Annotated in this window: 16 protein-coding genes; 10 read left to right on the top strand and 6 right to left on the bottom strand. The window is 44.7% G+C overall.

The window, feature by feature from the left end; translation table 11 throughout:
- Nucleotides 1-80: 80 nt before the first annotated feature.
- The 6 genes from prpF to L4C44_RS17285 all read right to left on the bottom strand — a co-directional run bounded on the left by prpF (nt 81) and on the right by L4C44_RS17285 (nt 10,640).
- Nucleotides 81-1,253 carry a 2-methylaconitate cis-trans isomerase PrpF gene (gene prpF / locus L4C44_RS17310; protein ID WP_372384140.1) on the bottom strand — a complete coding sequence of 391 codons (1,173 nt, stop codon included), beginning with the start codon at nt 1,251-1,253 and terminating at the stop codon, nt 81-83.
- A 9-nt stretch (nt 1,254-1,262) separates the two neighbouring features.
- Complete coding sequence (gene acnD, locus L4C44_RS17305) at nt 1,263-3,899, bottom strand: Fe/S-dependent 2-methylisocitrate dehydratase AcnD (protein ID WP_428805469.1); 2,637 nt, start codon at nt 3,897-3,899, stop codon at nt 1,263-1,265.
- A gap of 101 nt (nt 3,900-4,000) precedes the next feature.
- A complete protein-coding gene (prpC, locus tag L4C44_RS17300) occupies nt 4,001-5,212 on the bottom strand; it encodes a bifunctional 2-methylcitrate synthase/citrate synthase (RefSeq protein ID WP_019820716.1) in 1,212 nt (403 codons plus the stop codon).
- A 147-nt stretch (nt 5,213-5,359) separates the two neighbouring features.
- A complete protein-coding gene (prpB, locus tag L4C44_RS17295) occupies nt 5,360-6,256 on the bottom strand; it encodes a methylisocitrate lyase (RefSeq protein WP_050621110.1) in 897 nt (298 codons plus the stop codon).
- 100 nt (nt 6,257-6,356) lie between these two features.
- The gene (locus L4C44_RS17290) at nt 6,357-7,076 is read right to left on the bottom strand and encodes a GntR family transcriptional regulator (protein WP_102350585.1); all 720 of its coding nucleotides are present in this window, start codon (nt 7,074-7,076) and stop codon (nt 6,357-6,359) included.
- A 390-nt stretch (nt 7,077-7,466) separates the two neighbouring features.
- Complete coding sequence (locus L4C44_RS17285) at nt 7,467-10,640, bottom strand: HD domain-containing phosphohydrolase (RefSeq protein ID WP_428805468.1); 3,174 nt, start codon at nt 10,638-10,640, stop codon at nt 7,467-7,469.
- Nucleotides 10,641-11,011: 371 nt separating this feature from the next.
- Between L4C44_RS17285 and L4C44_RS17280 the strand changes: the two genes are divergently transcribed.
- The 10 genes from L4C44_RS17280 (at nt 11,012) to tssF (ending at nt 21,764) form a co-directional block, all read left to right on the top strand.
- Nucleotides 11,012-12,994: a type VI secretion system Vgr family protein gene (locus L4C44_RS17280; RefSeq protein WP_428805504.1), complete on the top strand. Its 1,983-nt coding sequence runs from the start codon at nt 11,012-11,014 to the stop codon at nt 12,992-12,994.
- Nucleotides 12,995-13,054: 60 nt separating this feature from the next.
- Nucleotides 13,055-13,615, top strand: coding sequence for a DUF6931 family protein (locus L4C44_RS17275; RefSeq protein ID WP_146489978.1), 561 nt, complete (start codon nt 13,055-13,057; stop codon nt 13,613-13,615).
- 9 nt (nt 13,616-13,624) lie between these two features.
- Complete coding sequence (locus tag L4C44_RS17270) at nt 13,625-13,924, top strand: PAAR domain-containing protein (protein ID WP_017110734.1); 300 nt, start codon at nt 13,625-13,627, stop codon at nt 13,922-13,924.
- A 219-nt stretch (nt 13,925-14,143) separates the two neighbouring features.
- Nucleotides 14,144-15,610, top strand: a complete 1,467-nt coding sequence (locus L4C44_RS17265) for a type VI secretion system protein TssA (protein WP_428805467.1) — start codon at nt 14,144-14,146, stop codon at nt 15,608-15,610.
- Between the two features lie 32 nt (nt 15,611-15,642).
- Nucleotides 15,643-16,164: an Hcp family type VI secretion system effector gene (locus tag L4C44_RS17260; RefSeq protein WP_017110736.1), complete on the top strand. Its 522-nt coding sequence runs from the start codon at nt 15,643-15,645 to the stop codon at nt 16,162-16,164.
- Between the two features lie 19 nt (nt 16,165-16,183).
- Complete coding sequence (tssB, locus tag L4C44_RS17255; protein WP_009846607.1) at nt 16,184-16,687, top strand: type VI secretion system contractile sheath small subunit; 504 nt, start codon at nt 16,184-16,186, stop codon at nt 16,685-16,687.
- Nucleotides 16,687-18,165 carry a type VI secretion system contractile sheath large subunit gene (gene tssC / locus L4C44_RS17250; protein ID WP_146489976.1) on the top strand — a complete coding sequence of 493 codons (1,479 nt, stop codon included), beginning with the start codon at nt 16,687-16,689 and terminating at the stop codon, nt 18,163-18,165. Before tssB ends, tssC begins: the two co-directional genes overlap by 1 nt.
- 38 nt (nt 18,166-18,203) lie before the next feature.
- Nucleotides 18,204-19,598, top strand: coding sequence for a type VI secretion system contractile sheath domain-containing protein (locus L4C44_RS17245; RefSeq protein ID WP_428805466.1), 1,395 nt, complete (start codon nt 18,204-18,206; stop codon nt 19,596-19,598).
- On the top strand, nt 19,598-20,020 hold the full coding sequence (gene tssE / locus L4C44_RS17240) for a type VI secretion system baseplate subunit TssE (protein ID WP_146489974.1): 423 nt from the start codon (nt 19,598-19,600) through the stop codon (nt 20,018-20,020). The genes L4C44_RS17245 and tssE overlap by 1 nt, the downstream gene beginning before the upstream one ends.
- Complete coding sequence (gene tssF / locus L4C44_RS17235; RefSeq protein ID WP_428805465.1) at nt 20,013-21,764, top strand: type VI secretion system baseplate subunit TssF; 1,752 nt, start codon at nt 20,013-20,015, stop codon at nt 21,762-21,764. Before tssE ends, tssF begins: the two co-directional genes overlap by 8 nt.
- The last annotated feature ends 29 nt before the right edge of the window (nt 21,765-21,793 follow it).

Raw genomic sequence — 21,793 nt, 5'->3', positions numbered from 1 at the left:
AGCTTTTTGGCAGTGTCACTTGGGTGCACTCTTTTCTCAGCGTTGTGTTCATGAAAATTTGACCGTTCACGACAATCGCTTCACTTGGGAAAAGGCACACGAATGGCACCTTCCATGATCACTCGGGCACTACGACTCATTATCGCCCTCTCAATGTTCCACCCACTTTCTGTTTGTACCGCTTTAGCCCCCACCTTTAACGTTCCTGACGGATGACCAAAAGTCACAAAATCTCGAGAACCCTCACCGGCTGCCAAGTTCACTAACGTACCCGGAACACTCGCCGCTGAAGCAATGGCGACTGCAGCTGTTCCCATCATGGCATGGTGCAATTGCCCCATAGACAAAGCACGCACCAGAAGGTCGGTGTCTTTGGCTGCGACCGATTTACCACTGGAGGCTTGATACGCTTGAGGCTTAGCAACAAAGGCAACCTTAGGTGTGTGTTGGCGTGATTCAGCTTGTTCTAAAGAATCAATAAGCCCCATCGCTACTGCACCATGTGCTCGGATGGATTCAAACAGAGCCAAGGCTTTGGCATCGCTATTGATGTCCGATTGAAGCTCTGTGCCTTGATAACCAACCGATTCAGCATCAACAAAAATGGTGGGTATCCCTGCATTGATGTATGTCGCTTTGATGCAGCCCAATTCGGGAACATCTAAGAAATCGACAACATTCCCTGTAGAAAACATTGAACCACTCGCATCAGCTGGGTCTAGGAAATCAACTTGAATCTCAGCAGCGGGGAAAGTGACACCATCGAGTTCAAAGTCACCTAACTCTTGAACTTCACCATCAGCGATAGGCACATGAACAATGATGGTTTTCTCTATGTTCACTTGCCATACTCGCACCTCGACCACACCGTTTTCTGGAATACGATTCGAATCGACCAATCTACTATGAATAGCGAATGGGCCTACTGCAGCGGACAGATTGCCGCAGTTACCGCTCCAATCAACGAACGGCTTGTCTATTGCCACTTGACCAAAGAGGTAATCAACATCGTGATCGGCTTTACTGCTTTTCGATACAATAACGGTTTTGCTGGTGCTTGATGTCGCACCACCCATACCATCAGTTTGTTTGCCATAAGGATCCGGGCTGCCAATCACTCGCAGAAGTAATGCGTCTCGTGCTTCTCCGGCAACTTGCGCAGCTTCAGGTAAGTCCTCGAGATTGAAGAAAACCCCTTTACTGGTGCCTCCACGCATATAGGTAGCCGGTACTTTGATCTGTTTAGAGTTCATAACCAGCTCCTACTGTGCGAGAAAGTCTTTGGCGAAACGTTGCAATACGCCACCAGCACTGTACACATTCACTTCGTCTGCCGTGTCTAGTCGACAGGTTACTGGCACATCCAGCTTTTCACCGTTTTTACGAGTAATGACTAGAGCCAAATCAGAACCTGCTTCAATGTCGCCGTACACGTCGTAAAGCTCGGTGCCGTCCAGCTCTAAAGTATATCGATTCGTCCCAACTTTAAATTGCAGAGGCAGCACACCCATGCCAACCAAGTTGGTTCTGTGAATTCTTTCAAATCCTTCAGCCACAATCACTTCAACACCCGCTAAGCGCACCCCTTTGGCTGCCCAGTCACGTGATGAACCTTGTCCATAATCGGCACCGGCAACAACAATCAAGGGTTGTTTACGGTTCATGTAGGTTTCAATCGCTTCCCACATTCGCGTAACTTGCCCCTCGGGTTCAACTCTTGCCAATGAGCCTTGCACGACTTCTCCAGCGTCTTTCACCATTTCATTAAACAGCTTCGGGTTAGCGAACGTCGCTCGTTGCGCGGTTAAGTGATCACCTCGATGAGTCGCATAAGAGTTAAAGTCCTCTTCTGGAACTTCCATTTTCGCCAAGTACTCACCTGCCGCACTCGAAGCGAGAATCGCGTTTGAAGGCGATAGATGATCCGTGGTGATATTGTCACCTAAGATCGCCAAAGGTCTCATACCAGAAAGGCTTCGCTCACCAGCCAGTGCCCCTTCCCAATATGGAGGTCTGCGAATATAGGTACTTTGAGGTCGCCAATCATAAAGCGGCTCAGTAGTTACCTGATCCTCGTCTGGCTGGAACATTTTCACGTAGATTTGTTGGAACTGTTGTGGTTTAACATGCTCACCGACAACTGAATCGATCTCAGCATCACTTGGCCACAAATCACTTAAATAGATTGGCTTACCGCTATTGTCTGTACCTAGGCTGTCTTTTTCGATATCAAAGCGAATCGTACCCGCTAAGGCATAAGCAACCACCAATGGCGGTGAGGCTAAAAACGCTTGTTTAGCATAGGGATGGATTCGACCATCAAAGTTTCGATTCCCCGACAACACAGCGGTTGAGTACAGGTCACGCTCGATGATCTCTTGTTGGATTTTAGGATCCAACGCCCCACTCATCCCGTTACAGGTAGTGCACGCATAGCCGACGATACCGAAGCCCAATTGTTCAAGTTCAGGAAGCAAACCTGCCGACTCGAGATAGAGTTTGGCAACTTTAGAACCCGGCGCAAATGATGTTTTCACCCACGGCTTACGAACTAATCCAAGCTGATTGGCTTTCTTAGCAACCAATGCCGCGGCGACCACGTTTCTTGGGTTACTGGTGTTAGTACAAGAAGTAATCGCCGCAATAATTACGGCACCATCGGGCATCTGATCATCGCTGTACTGCTTAGCATGCTGCTCTTTCCAAGATGCTTGACTGATGCCTTGTTCAGCCAGCTCTCTGGTTGGCAAACGGCGATGAGGATTTGAAGGCCCCGCAAGGTTACGCTCAACTTTAGACAAATCAAACTCAAGCACACGTTCGTATTGAGCGGAATCTAAGTCATCAGCCCAAAGTCCGGTTTGCTTGGCGTAACGCTCTACCAATTCAACCTGTTCAGGCTCTCGCCCTGTAAGCTTGAGGTATTGAATTGTCTGTTCATCGATATAGAACATACCCGCAGTCGCGCCATATTCTGGAGTCATGTTTGAGATAGTTGCGCGGTCACCAATAGTCAGTGCACGAGCCCCTTCACCGAAGAATTCCAAATAGCTTGAGACCACTCTCTCATTGCGAAGGAACTCAGTAATCGCAAGCACAATATCCGTTGCGGTTATCCCTTCTTGTCTCTGACCGGTAAGTTGAACACCGACTATGTCAGGCAAGCGCATCATCGACGGACGACCGAGCATCACTGTCTCAGCTTCCAATCCACCGACACCAATGGCGATGACGCCCAGAGCATCAACATGAGGAGTATGACTGTCGGTGCCGACACAGGTATCTGGGAACGCGATGCCCTCTTTGGATTGAATCACCGGAGACATTTTCTCCAAGTTAATCTGGTGCATGATCCCGTTACCAGCAGGAATCACACTCACGTTCTTAAACGCGGTTTTACACCATTCAATAAAATGAAAACGGTCTTCGTTTCTGCGCTCTTCAATGGCGCGGTTTTTATCAAAGGCTTCGCTATCAAAGCCTGCGTGTTCCACTGCCAGAGAGTGATCAACAATCAGTTGGGTTTCAACAACGGGGTTCACCTTGGCAGGGTCTCCGCCTTGGTCGGCAATCGCGTCTCTTAATCCAGCCAAATCAACCAAGGCTGTTTGACCAAGAATGTCATGACACACCACGCGCGCAGGATACCAAGGAAAATCTAAGTCGCTCTTACGTTCAATGATCTGTTTTAAGCTGTCTTCAAGGGTTTCAGGATCACAACGCCTTACCAATTGTTCCGCCAACACTCGCGACGTATAAGGCAAAGTTTTGTAAGCTCCCGGGGATATCGATTCTATCGCTTCACAAGCGTCGAAATACTCTAAATGAGTACCGGGTAAAGGCTTACGGTACTGATTTCGTTCAAGGTTCTGGGTCCGTTCAAGTTTCACATCAGACATACATCCACCATTATCTGTTAAATTCTGTTCGTTGATTCTCGAGGCCTTATCATATGAAGATAAAAGTCACCTCGAGATATAAGTCGGCTCGATATAGAGGACTAACGTAAATGGATTGGCAGCCAGTCTTGATGCTCTGGCCCGGTGTAGTCAGCACTTGGACGAATGATGCGATTATTTTCTCTTTGCTCAAATACGTGTGCAGTCCAACCTGTAAGACGGCTCATTACGAAGATCGGAGTAAATAGTTTGGTTGGGATGTCCATGAAGTGATAGGCAGAGGCGTGGAAAAAGTCCGCATTACAAAACAGTCCTTTCTCGCGCTTCATTACCGCTTCAACACGCTCAGAAACGGCGTAAAGCTGTTCATCTCCCACCTCTTGAGCTAGCTCTTTTGACCAGCGCTTGATTAGAGCATTTCGTGGGTCGCTTTCACGATAAATGGCATGACCGAAGCCCATGATTTTGTCTTTGTTAGCAAGCATCTGCATGATGTTAGTTTCTGCTTCATCAGCTGTTTTCCAATCTTGGATCATTTCCATCGCAGCTTCATTGGCACCGCCATGTAAAGGACCTCTCAATGTTCCGATCGCAGCAGTGACACACGAATGAATATCCGACAGCGTTGATGCACAGACACGGGCAGCAAAAGTAGAGGCGTTGAACTCATGCTCTGCGTAAAGCGTTAGCGAACAGTGCATTACCTTCTTATGCAGTTCACTCGGTGCTTTGTCCGTTAGCATCTTCAAGAAGTAGCCCCCCAGACATGCTTCGCTTTGATCTTCAGTATTAATGCGCACGCCATCATGGCTAAAGCGGTACCAATAACAAATAATCGCAGGGAAAAGCGCTAGCATTCGTTCGGTCGCAGGCAATTGCTCTGAAAAATCAGACTCTTGCTCTAGATTACCTAGCATCGAACAACCCGTTCTCATCACATCCATTGGATGAGCGTCTGCAGGGATAAGCTCCAACGCTGCTTTCAAAGGTTGAGGCAAGCCGCGCAAACCAACCAACAATGTTTTATAATCGTCTAGCTCTTTTTCATTGGGTAAATGGCCTCTTAGTAGCAGATGCGCCACTTCTTCAAACTGAGCGTGGTTAGCAAGGTCGGTAATGTCATAGCCACGGTAAGTTAAACCCGTTCCTGATTTTCCTACCGTACATAGCGCAGTCGACCCTGCACTTTGACCACGTAGACCAGCACCACCGATTGCCGGTGCGCTGGCTGGTTTGTTTGCTGTTTTTTCACTTTGTTGTTCTACTTTTGAAGCATTTTCGACAGCTGCTTTATCACTCAAAGATACAGACATGGTGAACTCCTTTTCTGTGTTAGCCGCCTGCACTCTTTGGTGCTGCCTATTTATATGTCCGATGATCTTTATCATCGGTACTGGATTTGGCGACTAACCATTTCACGTTATTGGATTAAGTTGATTTTTGACTAATTGAAACTGGTTTTACCCTTCGCTTGAAAACAACTGATCAAGCTTGTTCTCGTAGTCGTGGTAATTCAGGTGTTCGTAAAGCTCTTTACGGGTTTGCATTGAATCCAACAGAGCTTCTTGATTGCCTTCAACTAACAAGTGTTTGTATACATTCTCCGCGGCTTTGTTCATCGCACGGAACGCACTCAATGGGTAAAGCACCATGTCGACACTTGATTGGGCTAACTCGCTACAGTTGTAGAGTGGTGTTTGGCCAAACTCAGTGATGTTGGCCAAGATAGGCACGTGCTTACCTGTTGCTGATTTAAGCGCCGCCGAGAACTTCACATATTGATCGAGTTGATTCATCGCTTCAGGGAAAATCATGTCTGCGCCCGCTTCAACACACGCAATCGCTCGTTCAATCGCACTGTCTATTCCTTCAACCGCCAATGCATCCGTACGAGCCATAATCACAAAGCTTTCGTCGGTTCTAGCATCAGTTGCAGCCTTAACTCTATCGACCATCTCTTGCTGACTTACAATCGCTTTATTTGGTCGATGACCACAGCGTTTCTGAGCGACTTGGTCTTCCATGTGAATTGCAGCTGCGCCTGCTTTCTCCATAGCGCGAATCGTACGTGCAATATTGAATGCGCCACCAAATCCCGTATCGATATCTACCAGCAATGGCAGATCACACGCGTTGGTAATACGTTCAACATCCACCAACACATCGTTCAATGTCGTAATACCTAAATCAGGCAAACCATAAGACGCATTGGCGATGCCTCCACCCGACAAATAGATCGCCTGATGCCCCAAGTTCTTTGCCATCATCGCGCAATACGGATTCACCGTACCAACGATCTGCAATGGGTCGTTGTCTTGCACAGCTTGTCGGAACTTTGCTCCTGCTGATAACTTCATAATGACGCTCCCTGTTAATTGCTTATTTCTAGCTAATCTTTAAGACTTACGGCTTTTGGTTATCGCCAGCACTGATCCGCTGACAGATTCCAATGACCGCTTAATCAAGATCTTTGGATTGAATTTGTTGCTCTATAAGCAATCGGCTTCCCGAGATGTGTCTTCGCATTAGCATTTCTGCTAGCTCTTCATCACGGTTGCGAATTGCTTGTAGGATGTATTTGTGTTCATCGAGCGCCTCTTTTGGTCGAGACTGAGCCCTAGGAGATTGATAACGATACATGCGTAATAAGTGGTAAAGCTCGTCACACAACAACGAAATGAGTTTGCTGTTACGACTGGCTTTAATAATGCGGTAATGGAAATCGAAATCCCCATGTTGATGAAAATAAGAAGAACCTTCGACTTCATCGATGTGCTTTGAGTGTGTCGACAGTAATCCTTCAAGCCCGACAAGCTCTTCTTGTGTGATATGTCGCGCTGCTAAGCGAGCCGCCATGCCTTCCAATGCCTCCCGCACTGCGTACAACTCGAGTAGTTTGTCTGCCGAAAAGGTAATAACTCGAGCCCCTACATGAGGAATGCGTTCAATCAAGCCAAGCCCTTCAACACGCATTATCGCTTCACGTAGTGGACCTCGGCTTACCTCAAATCGTTTAGCCAGTTCAGGTTCCGAGATCTTACTGCCCGGTGGTAATTCACCGTTAACAATCGCCTCAACGAGATACTCAGTGAGGTTTTCTGATTTAGTGTTCTCTTTATCGCTCACACGTGTCTTCGTGTTTGCACTTAAGGTGAGATCTTTTATCGCAGTATTCATATTCACGCTGCTCACTTCTGATTGCTGAACCTTAATTGTCAACAATTTCATAACATGAACATAAAATACACGATCAAATTGTCGACAATCAAGTGAATTGTCGACAATTTAGACTAAGGTAGTATTTTTAATAGACGATGAAACTTACTCAAAAGAACACTATAAATAATTTAACTTTCTGTTATTTATCGATTTAACTATATCAAGGCCCACTAACCCCTTACCTACTCTAAAATTATTTAAAATCTATGTGTCGACAACTTATAGTCGAACTTGTCAAACGTAGCTCCCTCTGTGTCTATCCACCAGCTCACCGATAAACAGATATAAAAAAGGCGCACTGATGTGCGCCTTTCATTCATCGAACTCGTTCTAACAAGCCAACCTTGGTCAAGCAATCTGACGAGTAACTTCGAGGTATTTGTTTATATCAACAAAATCAATCTGTTCCGGTTTGAGATACTCTTCAGCATAACGAACATGCGTATCACTGGTTAAGAACAATCTAAACAGTTCGATATCAAGATGCTCGTCCAATGCCATTTTATACATGATGTCGACAGCAACACTGATTGGCTTCGCCTTCTTATAAGGCCTATCCGCAGCGGTTAACGCCTCAAAAATATCAGAGATCACCAGAATACGTTCTGGGATTGAAAGGTCATCACCAGTCAGCTTCCTTGGATATCCCGTACCTTTGAGTGTTTCATGGTGCGTCGAAGCATAGCGAGGAACACGGCTTAGCTCTTTCGGAAATGGCAGATTCTCAAGCATCTTAATTGTTCCAAGCATGTGCTCGTTTATCTTGAATCTGTCTTCGGCAGTCAACGTTCCGCGTGCAATACTCAGATTGTAGACTTCGCCTAGGTTGTATAGGTGCTCCGGCACATCCATTTTAATTTGATGTTTCGGGTCAAACTCTAACGGCCTATCTCTTTTCACTATATGCTCCGGCTTATCACTCAGAAGTGGCTCTGTCGCAGGTAAGCTTGAACTCGATGCCCTATTCATCGCTTCAATTGGCGATAGGCCGAGTTGATCGTCGAAATTACGCGTCCAAGTCGTTTCAGCGATAGAGCGAATCCGCGCGACTTTATCATCACTCATGAATTCACCACCCACGTTCGATGTCGCGATAAACTCAAAGTCTTCTTGTAATTGCTGTTTGGTTGACGCAAGTTCATCAGCTACCAGCTCAGCCGGTAGAGATCCTTCGAGTTTTTTTGTCAAAGCTGTAATTTCCGCATCACGCCAAAGCACTTCAAATCGAGTTCTCACCTCGTGAATTCGGTTGTAGTTAGCTTCTAGCTTTGTACCTTTATCGACGATGTGTTCAGGTGTCGTGATCTTGCCACAATCATGAAGCCAAGCCGCAATTCTAAATTCACGACGTTCATCGTCGTTCTCAAATTTAAAGTCTTTGAAATGCTCAGACTGCGATTTTTCAGCCGCATCAGCCAACATCAAGCCCAGTTCTGGTACACGGTTACAGTGCCCAGCCGTATAAGCGGACTTATCATCGATAGCTTGAGCGATAAGTTTAATGAACGACTCAACAAAGGCTTCTTGTGTCTGTTCATGCTGCTTAATCTCCTCAGACATGCCTTTCACCGCTACAGACAGCTCCCACACCTCTTTGATCCGCGTATTAAGCACAGAGACATTGTCGTAATCACGCTGCCTAATTTTTTGCGTTTCGGCTTTCAATTGACGGATCGGTCGCACAATAGGCGCCCCAAAGATCCAAGCCACAGGCAAGGTTAGACTCATAAGAAGCACCGTCACACCAATAGACGTCGCAACTCGTTTGTTTACCGCACTGTAGATTTCCGCTTCCGGTATCGCAACGGCAAAATATTCAGAGTAGTGCTCGCCCGTTTCAATCTTTTTCAGATAAAGACGCTTAGGTTCTCCATTGAGCACAATCTTAACCATTTCGCCTTCGGTATTGGCCGTCGCAGTACGTTCATAAAGCTCAGTGTAAGGAATGGTTGTGCCTGTATTGAGAGCATGATGATGGAACCATTTTTGTGACAACACTACTTTTTGTTCGTCAGTGAGTGCGCGAATGGCTTGATTTAGAATTGGTAATAGCTGCTGATGTTTGTTCTGCAACACAATATGGAATTGGTTTGCGTAATTAGCTTTGAGATCCAACAACACTTCATTAACTTTCAGCCTTGCATGGAAAAACTTATCCAATGAGAATTCCAACACAGGCTTAGCGTCGAGTACTGCAAAGCTCTCACCACGATCAACAGCATCAAATGCCAATTCCATACTAGGAAACTCAACAAGCTCAATATTTGGGAAATCTTTTCTGAGTTGAGGAATAACCGACCACCCAGATAAAATCGCCACCTTTTTTCCACTGAGAGCTCCATAGTTTGAGACGGTCTGTACGTTTTCTCGCGTTACAACAGAGAAAGGCAGCTCATAGATAGCATCCGTATATAAGCCTTTTACTCCGTTGCTTTCGTAATTCTGAATAGAGTGCAAACCATCGATGCTTCCCTCATGAAATTTGCCGGTTAACTCGGCCCACGAAAAGCCATTAACAAACTCGAACTTAACACCACTCATCTCGCTGATCATTTTTAAAAGGTCAATAGCATAACCGTGTGGCTGTCCGGACACCGCAAAATCCATTGGCCCCCAATCGCTTTGATTAGAGAGTAACAAAGGAGGCGTGTTCTCAATTATGGTTTGTTGCTGACTAGACCAATCGATTTTACTTGTCTGAGGGAGTGTATGTGTCGTTTCTGTATCTCGATTAGACGCAATAATATTACCCGATTTGGAGTACAAAAAGGACTCAACCTGACTGTCTTCATCTAAACCTAACGCACTCGCAGATAACTTACTCGCCAGAGATGACAACACGATATCAATGCCTATTACATGTTGCGTGTCACCAACGGCCTTTGATTCAAAAGCTAAGGAATAAGTTTGTCCCGTTATCTGAAGATGCTGGAAAAGATAAGGCTGTGTTTTCTCAACCGTCTCTGTATTTGCGGAAACATACCAAGGCCGTGTCGTAGGAAAGTAATTGCTTGGTTCAGTCTTTAAGTCTCTGAGGTTAAACTCAAGGTCGTAATACTTAGTCGTGCGGATACGACCTGCTTCTCTGTCGCTTATCTCGATCACCACCCAGCGGTCTGAGCGATCAGCACCAATTTTTTCTCTAACAAAAGGAGAAGATTCCAGATTGATAATTTGGAAAAAACGTTCGTTAGATGAGCCGATATAAATACTGTAGAAGAGAGGATTATCTTTTATCGCCTCAGAAAGAATCCCACGCGATTCTTCTCTGGATATTTGATGGCTGATAGAGCGATGAACAGCAGAAAGCAAGCGTGCAGTGTTGATCGCATCTGAGTCGACGTTACCTATATAGTCACTTAAGTCTTGAGACACCATCGTCAGTTTTGACAAGGTATGCTCGGTCGCCATTTTTTTACTGAAATAGTATTGAAGTGAAACTGCCACGATTGCCGTTAGCACCGTCGCTAGTAGAAACATCCCTCCAACGGTCACCCGCAACGAGATTTTTGTGTTTGGCATTATTCTATCCTTGAATAACCACTAGCTCAGAAATGTAACATGCTAGCAATATTCATATTATTACTACGTCATGACACCTCTAGCAACACATTATTCTATATATATTTACGATCTCCCTATATCACCTTCTGCGTCGCACTATCTCTGTATTTAAATGATATTTAACAATATAAATCAGCGGCCAATTACCATAATTAATTTAGTGGTATTTATTTTCATAAAATGGAAACACCTCACGCCTTTGTTGTCAGGCTTATTATATTATTTACGTTATGCTATAAATTTAGATATAAAATTTTAACATTAAGTCAGTTCGTTAGTATTGACATAACCTTATGTCAGAACATCTTCGAGCATTATCAGGCAAGCCTATGACGGATAATTTCTCCCCTTCTGCAAGCACTATTGTGGCAAAAGATTCTAAAAGCAACGAGCATACAGTCAGCGATTTTGCTATTTCTGAGTACTTATCGAAGCCTTTTAAAATCGAACTAACCATCATCTCAAAAAACTTTATCATCGATGATCAATTGGGGCAAAAGCTCTCTATCACCCGCTTCATTAATGGCACCGATAATTTGACCGCAACGCGAGTATTCAGCGGTATTGTTACGCAGGTTCAATTATTGGGTATGGACGGTAATCTGCAGTACTCTAGTTACCGCGTCACCCTGCGGCCGTGGTTTTGGTTATTGAAGCACACCCACTCTTTTCGCGTTTACCAAAACCAATCAACGAAAGACATCGTTTCAGACGTGTTAACCCAAGCAGGTTTCAGTGGCTCCTTTAAGGCTGGTACGATGCCCTCATCGAAACGGGAGTATTGTGTTCAATACGATGAAAGCGACTTTGATTTTGTAACACGCTTGTTGGCAGAGGAAGGCGTTCACTACTTTTTCCAACACAGCGATTCCGACCATCTAATGATGCTTCAAGATGCGCAGAGCCCTTTTCAAAAGTCTGATGCCAGCAAGCTCGACATGATTGAAATTCCTTCAGGCAGTAATCCACTGATCAATAAATGGATGCCGCAAGGTCAGTTTCATGGTGCCAGCATCGAACTCACCAGTTATGACTACTCACAAACCAAACTAGTGAGCAGCAAAGAGAAGAAATCCAGCCATACAATCGCCAACAACACCAAGTTAACAAAACAGTTTTACCCGAAACTTGGCATCACAGGTGGAATGGAAGATCTCGCCAGTAACCTAGTTAAACGACGTATCGAACAACTAGAGCAAAATTACCAAACTGTCGAGGCCGAAGCACAACACGATTCATTTGAATTAGGTACGTGGTTCTCATTGTCATCCCACTTAGACAAGTCTCAACTCGGCGATTATCTGGTCACGGAACTTCAGATTCGATACAGCACTGAAAACCATTGCGAGACACGCCTCACCCTACTTGATACTTCAATTCCTAATTACCCGACACCGCGAGATAAGGCCAGAATACACGGCCTACAAAGTGCAATTGTCGCAGGAAGCACCGCGGGTGAGATCAATCAAGATGACCAAGGCAGAGTTCGTATTCAATTTCATTGGGATACGGAAGCCTCTGGCGACAAAACAAGTTGTTATGTTCGTGTCGCTCAGATGATGGCAGGCAGTGGCTACGGTGCTCAGTTTATTCCGAGAGTAGGACAAGAGGTGCTGGTCAGCTTTATTGATGGCGATCCAGACCAACCAATTATTACAGGAAGCGTTTATAACAGTAAAAACCCGCCACCTTACAAAGAAGCCAATTCGACGAAAACAGGCATTAGCACTAAATTGAGTGGATTGGCGAATGAACTCTATTTCGATGATAAGAAAGACAATGAGCTCTTGTATATGCGCGCGACCAAAGACTTCACCAAAGAAGTCGAGAACAACCTGACTGAGACCATCAAAGGTGAGCTGCTACAGAAAACAACCAAGCAAGTTACCGTCTCAACAGAAGATAATTACACACTGAGTTCAGACAAAGCGATAAGTGAGAAAGGCAAATCAATCTCACTAGAAGCCGATGACAAGATAGAGCTGACGGTAGGATCGAGCAAGATCACCATGTCTTCATCTTCCATCAGTATCGAAGCCAGTAACATTGATATTAAAGCGAGCAGCGCACTCAACCTTGAAGGCATGAATGTAACAAGCAAGGCAACATCCGCCAACAAGATCTCCGGTGTAACAACGGCTCTCGAAGCAACAAGCTCCAACAGTATTAAAGGACTCAGTGTCGCTATTAAAGCGGATACGACACTGTCAGCTGAAGGCTCATTAAGTGCCGAATTCAAATCTGGTTTGAAAGGCACTTTCGATGGCGGTGTGATGGGTGAGCTAAAAGGTGCGATTGTTAAGGTGAACTAGCATATTCAAGTCGCTAACACTTAAACCACACCAAAGTACAAATTTAGGTAGAACGAAAACATGTATAAAAAGATTCCGTATCAGACAGGTCGGCAGTTACTCGACAGGTTCTCTAGCTCAGACGAAGCTCAAGCCCTGATCGATGAAGATCTCAGCATCAACGACTCCATAGAAACTCTGTTAGAGAACGAGCTTTACTTCGATTTGGTTCAGCTTCTTGCTCACGGACTACCGGTTCGAGAAGCTATTTGGTGGGGCGCACACACGCTCGATGCAAGAAACGACGTCTGGTCTGCGATGCAAAAGCAATGTATTTCCACAGCCAAAGCTTGGGTCAAATCGCCATCAGAAGAGCAAAGGCGCAAGAGTGAACTATTCTCTAATAAGCTCAAATTAAATTGTGGCCCATCTTGGTTGGCGCAATCGGTATTTTGGAACGGGTCTGGCAGTATTGTTGCACCAGATTTGCCAACAGTTCTCCCAGATCCTTTTCTATACTCTAAGGCGGTAGCTGGCGCGATTAACCACTCGGCAGCGCTACCAAATTGGGACAAAACAGACGAGTACTACAAAAAATCCATCGGCATAGCGCTTGAGCTTGCCAAGGGAAGCAAAGCATAGGAGTTACCGATGACATTAGCTGCACGATTAACTGACATGCACGTTTGCCCAATGCAGACACCCGCAGTTCCGCCGATCCCCCACGTAGGCGGGCCAATCAGTGGCCCCGGAGTACCAACAGTCCTCATTGGCAATATGCCAGCCGCGACACTTGGGGATATGTGCGTTTGTGTCGGGCCTCCAGATAGTATCATCAAAGGCAGTGCTACTGTGCTCATAATGAGTAAACCAGCAGCACGTATGGGAGATACAACCAGCCACGGCGGTACGATTGTTTTAGGCATGCCAACTGTGATGATTGGAGGCTAAATACCTTACTTTTCATATGGTTTCAAAAAACCGTGACATCGGTCCACTTTCTTAGATGAAGTTCAAAGTTTTAAGTAAATATCTATTTTGCATGAGACTTTTCACGAAAAAGCTCTAGAATTAATAAATGTTAACAAGTGTTTACGAAGCATAAGGATTATGTATCAAATGTAACACTTTAGTGCGATCGGGATAACAATAGATTTTTACAGGATGTATATGACAGAAATCGCTCACCTACTTGTTCCTATCTCGGATGAAGAGCCTTCAGGCTCTTATTTGAAGTTAGATCGAAGTGCCTATCGCAGTTTAAGAAACGTTTACAATAGCGCTCAATCCTCATTTCGACAGTTGGTTGAAACGCCTGATGCATCCTCAGACCCCGCAATCGTGGATGCCAATACAGAAAACTGGGCTGAATTAAGAAAGATTTCAGAGGAAACGCTGACTTCACAGTCTAAAGACTTAGAGATATTAGGTTGGTACATCACGAGTCAACTTTTTACTTCTCAACCATTTAATAACCTTGCTAATGCAATCCCGGCTTTAAACCTTTTCATCGACCAATTTTGGGATACGCTAAACCCTATGCTTCCGGAAGCTAAACTCAAAGCTTCTGACGATGCAGGGAAAGCAAAGGAAATCACTGAGTTTAAAACTAAACCCCTACTTCAGCTCGTTGGTGAATCTGTTGATTCAAGCTCCGTTTATATTCCTTTTCAAATGCTTGATTTTTGCGCAGGCATTACTTTTGGTGATTACCTCACTGCAGAGCGTAAAGGCAATATCGCAGAGCTAAAAGAAACAGCATTAAGCTCATTTGATGGAAGTGTTTCAGAAACACTCTATCTACTTGCGAGTATTTTTAGTGAATTAGAGGTTGCTGAAAAAAACTTAGCTGAAAAATGCCAAGCTGCTGGTGCTACCGTAATCAGCTTCAACTTCATTAAGACAAACGTACGTGACTTAATTAAAGCGATACATTTCCTTGTTGGAGAAAAACTCGCTCCTTGGCCGTTGGATGACAACTTCCACGTTATCCAAAATTCAACAGAAGTGCCTCAACAAGACGATTCGATACATTCGGCATCCCGGCAAGCAAGTGATACCCCTATTGACTCGAGTTTAGCCACTGAAACAAGCCAAAATTCAAGGGCAACTAATCCGGTAAACCAAGGTAACGGAAGTGTCGCTAGTGACGGGCAAGCCCAAGCATTAAATAACCCTGCCTCTCTAAACCAAACTCAAACGATTGTTCAAAACATCTCGAGCATCAACGGCATTGTTAATCGTGATCATGCGTTTCAAGAAATTAGAAAAGTCGCTGAATACTTTAAAGAAACAGAACCTCATAGCCCTATTGCATTCTTACTCGAGCGTTCAATTCGTTGGGGCTACATGAGCTTCCCAGAATTACTCCAAGAAATGGTTGGCAATGAAAGTGTCATCGCCCAAATCAATCAAATGACAGGAATGGACAACCTAGACAAGACCGATTTGTCAGGAAAGTCCGTACCAGTAATGACTTCCGCTCCGGATAGAACTCCGGTAGCAACACCGACTATTGAAGAGCCAGCTGCAGTATCGCCAGTTCCTGATAGTTCAAATAGTACGACAGATACAAACCAAACATCTGAATCGACTTCCAACTCATCATCGAACAGCCTGCAAGATTTTGAGTGGTAAAGCACATTAATGCGTTGAGCAAGGAGAAAGTAATGGCTTCTATTTTTATGAGAATTGATGGTACGACACCAAAAGGTGCAGCAACGGTAGAAAAGATCGGGGGTAAAGATGGATTCTTTGCACTTGATAGCGTTTCTTGGAGTGCAGTACGTGGTGTTGGTATCGATGTAGGTAATGCAAACAATGCGGACCAAGGTATGGTTGCTCTTGGTGAAGTCAACATGACTCGTGGCTGTGATGGTGCAACACCTCATCTAACCACTTTCTTATATGCGCCGGGTCCAGAAGGTCGCACTGTTGAAATCGTTATGACAAAACCAAACCGTGAAGGTTCTGGTGCTGATCCATATCTGATTCTAACGCTTAAGATGGCTCGTATGTCTAGCTACAACATGTCTGGTACAGACGGTTCACTTCCAAGCGAATCTTTCAGCCTAACCTACACAGAAATTTCTAAAGCTTACTACATTGAAGCAGACGGCGGTAAGATCGAGAAAGGTCCTGAGGTTGGCTTCGATGCGACTACAGCTAAAGTTACTTCAACTGCTAAGTAATTAAACAAGGAGAGTTACCGTGGCACTAAATTCCCAACATAAACGCGTAAGTAAGAACCGCGTAAGTATTACCTATGACGTTGAGACTAATGGCGCTGTAGAAACCAAAGAGCTCCCTTTTGTTGTTGGGGTTATTGGTGACTACTCAGGCCATAAGCAAGACAAAGAAGAAGTGGAAGATCGTACCTTCTATAACGTTGATAAAGATAACTTCGACACTGTAATGAAGCGCGTTGGCCCTGAATTATCGCTAAAAGTAGACAATGTACTTGCCGGTGATGATAGCCAGTTTGAAGCGAGCCTTAAGTTTGACTCGATGAAAGATTTCGAACCTGAAGCAATTATCGAACAGGTTGAACCGCTTAAAAAACTCGTCGAAACCCGTAATCAACTGAAGGTACTTCTTTCTAAAGCCGATCGTTCCCGCGATCTAGAAAAGCTTCTTAAAGAAGTTCTACAAAGTGCAGATACGATTAATGCTCTTTCTGATGAGCTTGGCATTAAAGAAGAAGGAGCAGAGTAATGAGTACTGAAACTGAGAATCAAGCGCAACCGGAAGTAGCGGAAGGCTCACTGAGCTTCCTAGACCGCGCGATTGAAGCAACCACTCAAACTCCTGCAGACACGACAAAAGAACTGTTTTCTGTACTTACAGAGCAAGCTCTTTCTGGCACCGTGACGTGGGATAAGAACGTTACAAAAACAATTGAAAACGCAATCTCAGAAATAGATAAAAAGCTATCTCAACAGTTATCTGAAGTCATGCAACAGAAAGACTTACAGAAGCTTGAAGGCTCTTGGCGTGGTCTACAAAAACTCGTAAAAGAGAGCGAACTTGGTCGTGATCTAAAGATCAAAATGGTCGATTACACTCAAGAAGAGCTGCTTGACCAATTTGAAGATGCTCCTGCAATTGACCGTAGCCCATTATTCAATGCGGTTTATCAAGGTGAATTTGGCACCGCGGGTGGTGAACCTTACGGCACATTCATTGGTGATTACGAGTTCAGCGCGAAAGATGAAGATGTTGCTCTACTTCGCTACATGGGCGAAGTCGCTGCAGCGTGTCACGCACCATTCGTTGCTGCTGCCAATGCTGAGATGTTCGAGTTTAATGACTTCCAAACATTCTCTGAAGGCAAACCTGTTGCTGCAGGTTTCGACTCTCCTGCTTACGCTGCATGGAATTCATTCCGTGAGAGTGATGACGCTCGCTACGTAACCCTAACACTACCACGAACTCTTGCTCGCCTACCTTATGGTGACAAAGGTTTGAGTACTGATGTCTTCGCTTATGAAGAGCTTGGCACTGATATGGATGGTAATCCTAAGCCAACCAGCAATGATCAGTTAGTTTGGTCTAATGCTGCGTATGATCTTGGTCTTAAAATGACTCAAGCTTACACAGCTTCAGGTTGGTGTACTTCTATTCGCGGTCTGGATAACGGTGGTAAGGTCGAGAACCTTCCAAACCTAACGTACAAGTCTGAAGCGGGCGACCTACTTCAGCAATGTCCAACAGAAGTTAACCTAACGGATGAGCGTGAGAAAGAGCTTTCTGACCTTGGTTTCCTTCCTTTGGTTCACTACAAAAGCTCTAACTACGCTGTATTCATCGGCGGTCAAACAACTCAGAAGCCTAAAACCTTCACTGACCCAGATGCAACGGCGAACGCTGCAATTTCAGCTCGCCTACCTTATATCATGGCAAGTAGCCGTATCGCCCACTACCTGAAAGTAATGGGTCGCGACAAGTTAGGCTCGAATCTTGAAGCTCCGGATATCAAACGAGAACTACAACTATGGATCGACCAATACACCAACGCGGGTGCCATTGGTAATGAGCAGCGTGCAAAAACCCCGCTTTGTGAATCTCGCATCGAGGTGGTTGAGCAACCTGGTAAGCCAGGCGCCTACTCTGCAGTCGCTCATCTAAGACCTTGGTTACAACTTGAAGAACTGACAACCTCGGTTCGAATGGTTGCTAAGATTCCAGGCTAATATGGATTTGGCCGGAGCAATCCGGCCAAAAATTTTGTATGAAGTTAAATACAGAATGGCAAAACAAATTCAATCAATTAGATGACACAGATAATACCTTTATGAAAGAGGCTTTATCTCTGTTATCTGAGCTAGACCAACACTCCTTAAGCTCTAAATCCTCACTAATTTCATTGATATCAACACTTATATCAACAATCGATTCCAAACTCAGTTTACAGCTTGATGAGATCCTCCATGAACCAGAGTTTCAAAAATTGGAACGTAACTGGTTAAGCCTTCAGCAGCTTGTTTCCCTACCCGTCAGTTACCAAAGAGCGCATGTAAAACTGCTCGATATGAACTGGGTGGAGCTCTCTAGCGACGTCAATCAAGCCTATTCAACCAAATCCAGCGACTTGTATAACAAGATCGGCAATAACGAGCTGAATACCTTAGGTGGTCACCCTTTTGGTTGCATCACCTTTAGTCACCCTATCTCGATGGATATCGATTTTGACGCCGACTACGACGATCTATTTACTGTAGAACTGTTAGGTAAATTAGGCGAAGCGACACTCTGCCCTATGTTGTTTTCTCCCGTATCAACGTTCTTTGGTGAAAGCGGAGCCGATTGGTTGTCTGATATCGAACGTATCAATAAGATCCTTTCCGGCCCCGACTTTAAAGCGTGGCAGGATTTACGCAGTAAACCGAGCTCTCGCTTTATTGGTATGGCACTTCCTCAAGTGCGCCTTCGTGATGCTTACAAAAACCGACGAGCTGGCTTCATTTACAATGAGCAAGGTCAGGGAGCTTGGGGATTAGCCAATATGGTGCTTGCTACCACTATCATGCGAGAGTTTCACCGTGTGAACTGGTTTGGTTTTTTGAAATCTCGTTGGAACGATAAGTTTCAAGGCGCCGTCATCAACCTCCCTGCGAATCACTATTTCGACAGTCATCTGCACAAGCCAGTAACGGACATTAGCTTGTTCGGACAACTGTCGAATTTCTACGCGCAGAGCGGTTTTATCCCATTAGCGAAGAGTCCTTTAACCGATAAGTTTTACTTCAATGGTAACAACTCGATTTGGCAGTGCGGGCAAAGTGACAACGACAAAGTGCTTACTCAGATTCAAACCACACTGATGTCTTGTCGAATTGCGCACTACTTAAAAGTTCAAGTAAGAGAGATGATCGGTAGCTTCAACAACGCCACCGAGTGTGAGTTGTTTTTGACGCACTGGATTGACAAGTTCTCGAGCAACGTTTCCTTCGCCAATGAAGAAATCTTATCCAAATACCCATTAAGTTTCGCCAAAGTGAGTGTCACTGAGTCAAGCGCTCAAGCTGGCAGCTTCGCTTGTACTTTACGTATCGTTCCTCAATACCAGTTTGACTATTTCAGTGGTGAAGTGGTTCTAACAACCGATCTAAACGAGGTGATGTAATGAGCTTTTGGAAGACCTTCATCTGTGATTCAAAGCCCTATCAGGATGCTGAGATTGAAGACATCAAGTTCCATCTCACCAAACTATTAGAAGCAGAAGCATCACTGACCGATATCGATAACAGGTTAGTCGAAGTCAATCGTTCTAATTTGAAGTTTGGTATCGAAGATATTCAGTTACTGAGTGCGACCCTTGAAAAGACTCAGCTCACCCTACGCATTGAAACATGGATAAAGAGCTTTGAACCACGATTACACGACATATCTGTAGAGCTTGGAGAACGCAAAGAAGGTGACAACTCGCTTTCGTTCAACATCATCGCCAAGGTCAAAACCAGCCATGGTGAACAGGATCTTATCTTTGATTCCAAAATCGCATTAAGCGACTTAACGACCTCTTTAGAAGAAGATAACTATGACTGAACCTATTATGCGTTACTTCGAGCAAGAACTTGCCTTTGTGCGCCGTTCATTAGGACAGTTTGGTCAGGAATATCCGACGCACGCTGAAAAACTCAATATTCATCAAGGTAAGATCGAAGATCCGAGTATGGCTCGCCTATTAGATGGCGTAGCACTGCTGAATGCGAAAGTAGAAAAGAAACTCTCAGAGCAACTACCTGAGGTAATTGAAGGCATTTTAAGTGTCCTCTACCCTTCTTATATTCAAACGGTTCCTAGTGTTGCTTATCTTGAATTGCTTGCCGAAGATGGCCCGATTGAGTCGAGTACTTTACCAAAAGGTTCTCTGTTTTCGAGCACCAACACCAAAAACGAATGCCTATTTAGAACCGTTGACGAACTCAAAATAGCCCCATTTAATTTAGGTAACATCAAGGCTTTAAGCGCTCCATTTAGCTTTAACAGACCAAAATCAGCCAATCAAAGCTCTGCAGTTGTTCAGATTTCTTTAAGTACCGGCGACCCAGAAGTCCATTTCAGCCATTTGGAATTGAATGACCTCGACTTCTTCGTCAAAGGATTTGAAAACAACGCAGACTCACTAGTCGAGCTTCTTCTCAACAACACTTTATCGATCTCGATTTCAGACAGTGAATGCGCTCGCCACGTCACTGTCGATAGCCACCAGCTTAAGAATCGAATCAGCGACCTAGAATTTAAGTTTCTGCCTGAACACGGTAATCAATTCACGGGCTACCAACTGATTAATGAATTCTTCTTTTTCAAGGAGAAGCGCCAGTTCTTTAGACTTAAGAATTTTGCCGAATACGCCAGTCAGTTTGACGAATCTGAACTCGTCATTAACTTGTTCATGTCATCATTACCGTCTGAGTTTATCCGCCTATTCAATAAAGATGTCTTTAAGCTTAATGTGATTCCCGCGATTAACTTGTTCGAACAAACAGGCGAACCGATCCCATACGATCACAGAACCCTTTCTGTTCCAGTCAATGCCGACGCGCACAGTGACAACAATATCGAAATCATTGAAATTCAGAAGGTGTACGAAATCACGCCTAACGGTGAAATACCGTTAGTTCCTCTTTTCAAAGAGAAATACACCCACAATCAGCAATATGACTACTGGCAAAGTAAACACAATCACTTTGGTGAAATGAGCATCGCAATCTCGCTATCTGAAGCGCCAGAAGCTGAATTTAGCAAGCTACTTGGTACTCATTTACTGTGCACAAATGGCAAGCAAGCGTGTGGCGTAAGCGGCACTCTGGAATGCCTAGAGAGTATTGATTTGCCCGGCGATTTTTCACCGATTTATCCGCCTTCGGCACCCATAACAAAGGAAGTCGACCAAAATATCCATTGGGAATTCATTAGCTTACTGAACACCAACTTTTCATCACTGGTGCAGTCTAGTAATCCGGTTGCTGACCTCAAACATATGTTAAGTTTGTGCAGTCGAGAACAAGTATCGAGTGCCGAAATTCAGATGATTCACTCGATCACGTTTAACTCTCAAGTATCCGCGATTCGCGTTCTGGGTAAAAACGTATTCTCTCCGGGAACCGAGATTGAACTCACACTCGATGCAACCTCACCCTACTTGGCGTTTGCCGATGTGTTGAATCGCTTCTTCCAACAGTTTTGTAGCTTTGATCGATATATCCAACTCAAGATCCGAATCTACGGACGAGATGGTGTCGTTAAAAAATATCCTAAGATTCACGGTAGTCAATTGTGCTTATAACTCAGCGAATATCGGCAATTCTACGAACT

The sequence above is a fragment of the Vibrio satsumensis genome, from assembly GCF_050337435.1.
In the GTDB taxonomy this organism is placed as follows: Bacteria; Pseudomonadota; Gammaproteobacteria; order Enterobacterales; family Vibrionaceae; genus Vibrio; species Vibrio satsumensis.
Note: the sequence above shows the minus strand (reverse complement) of the source record. Positions and strands in the feature narration are given on the sequence as shown.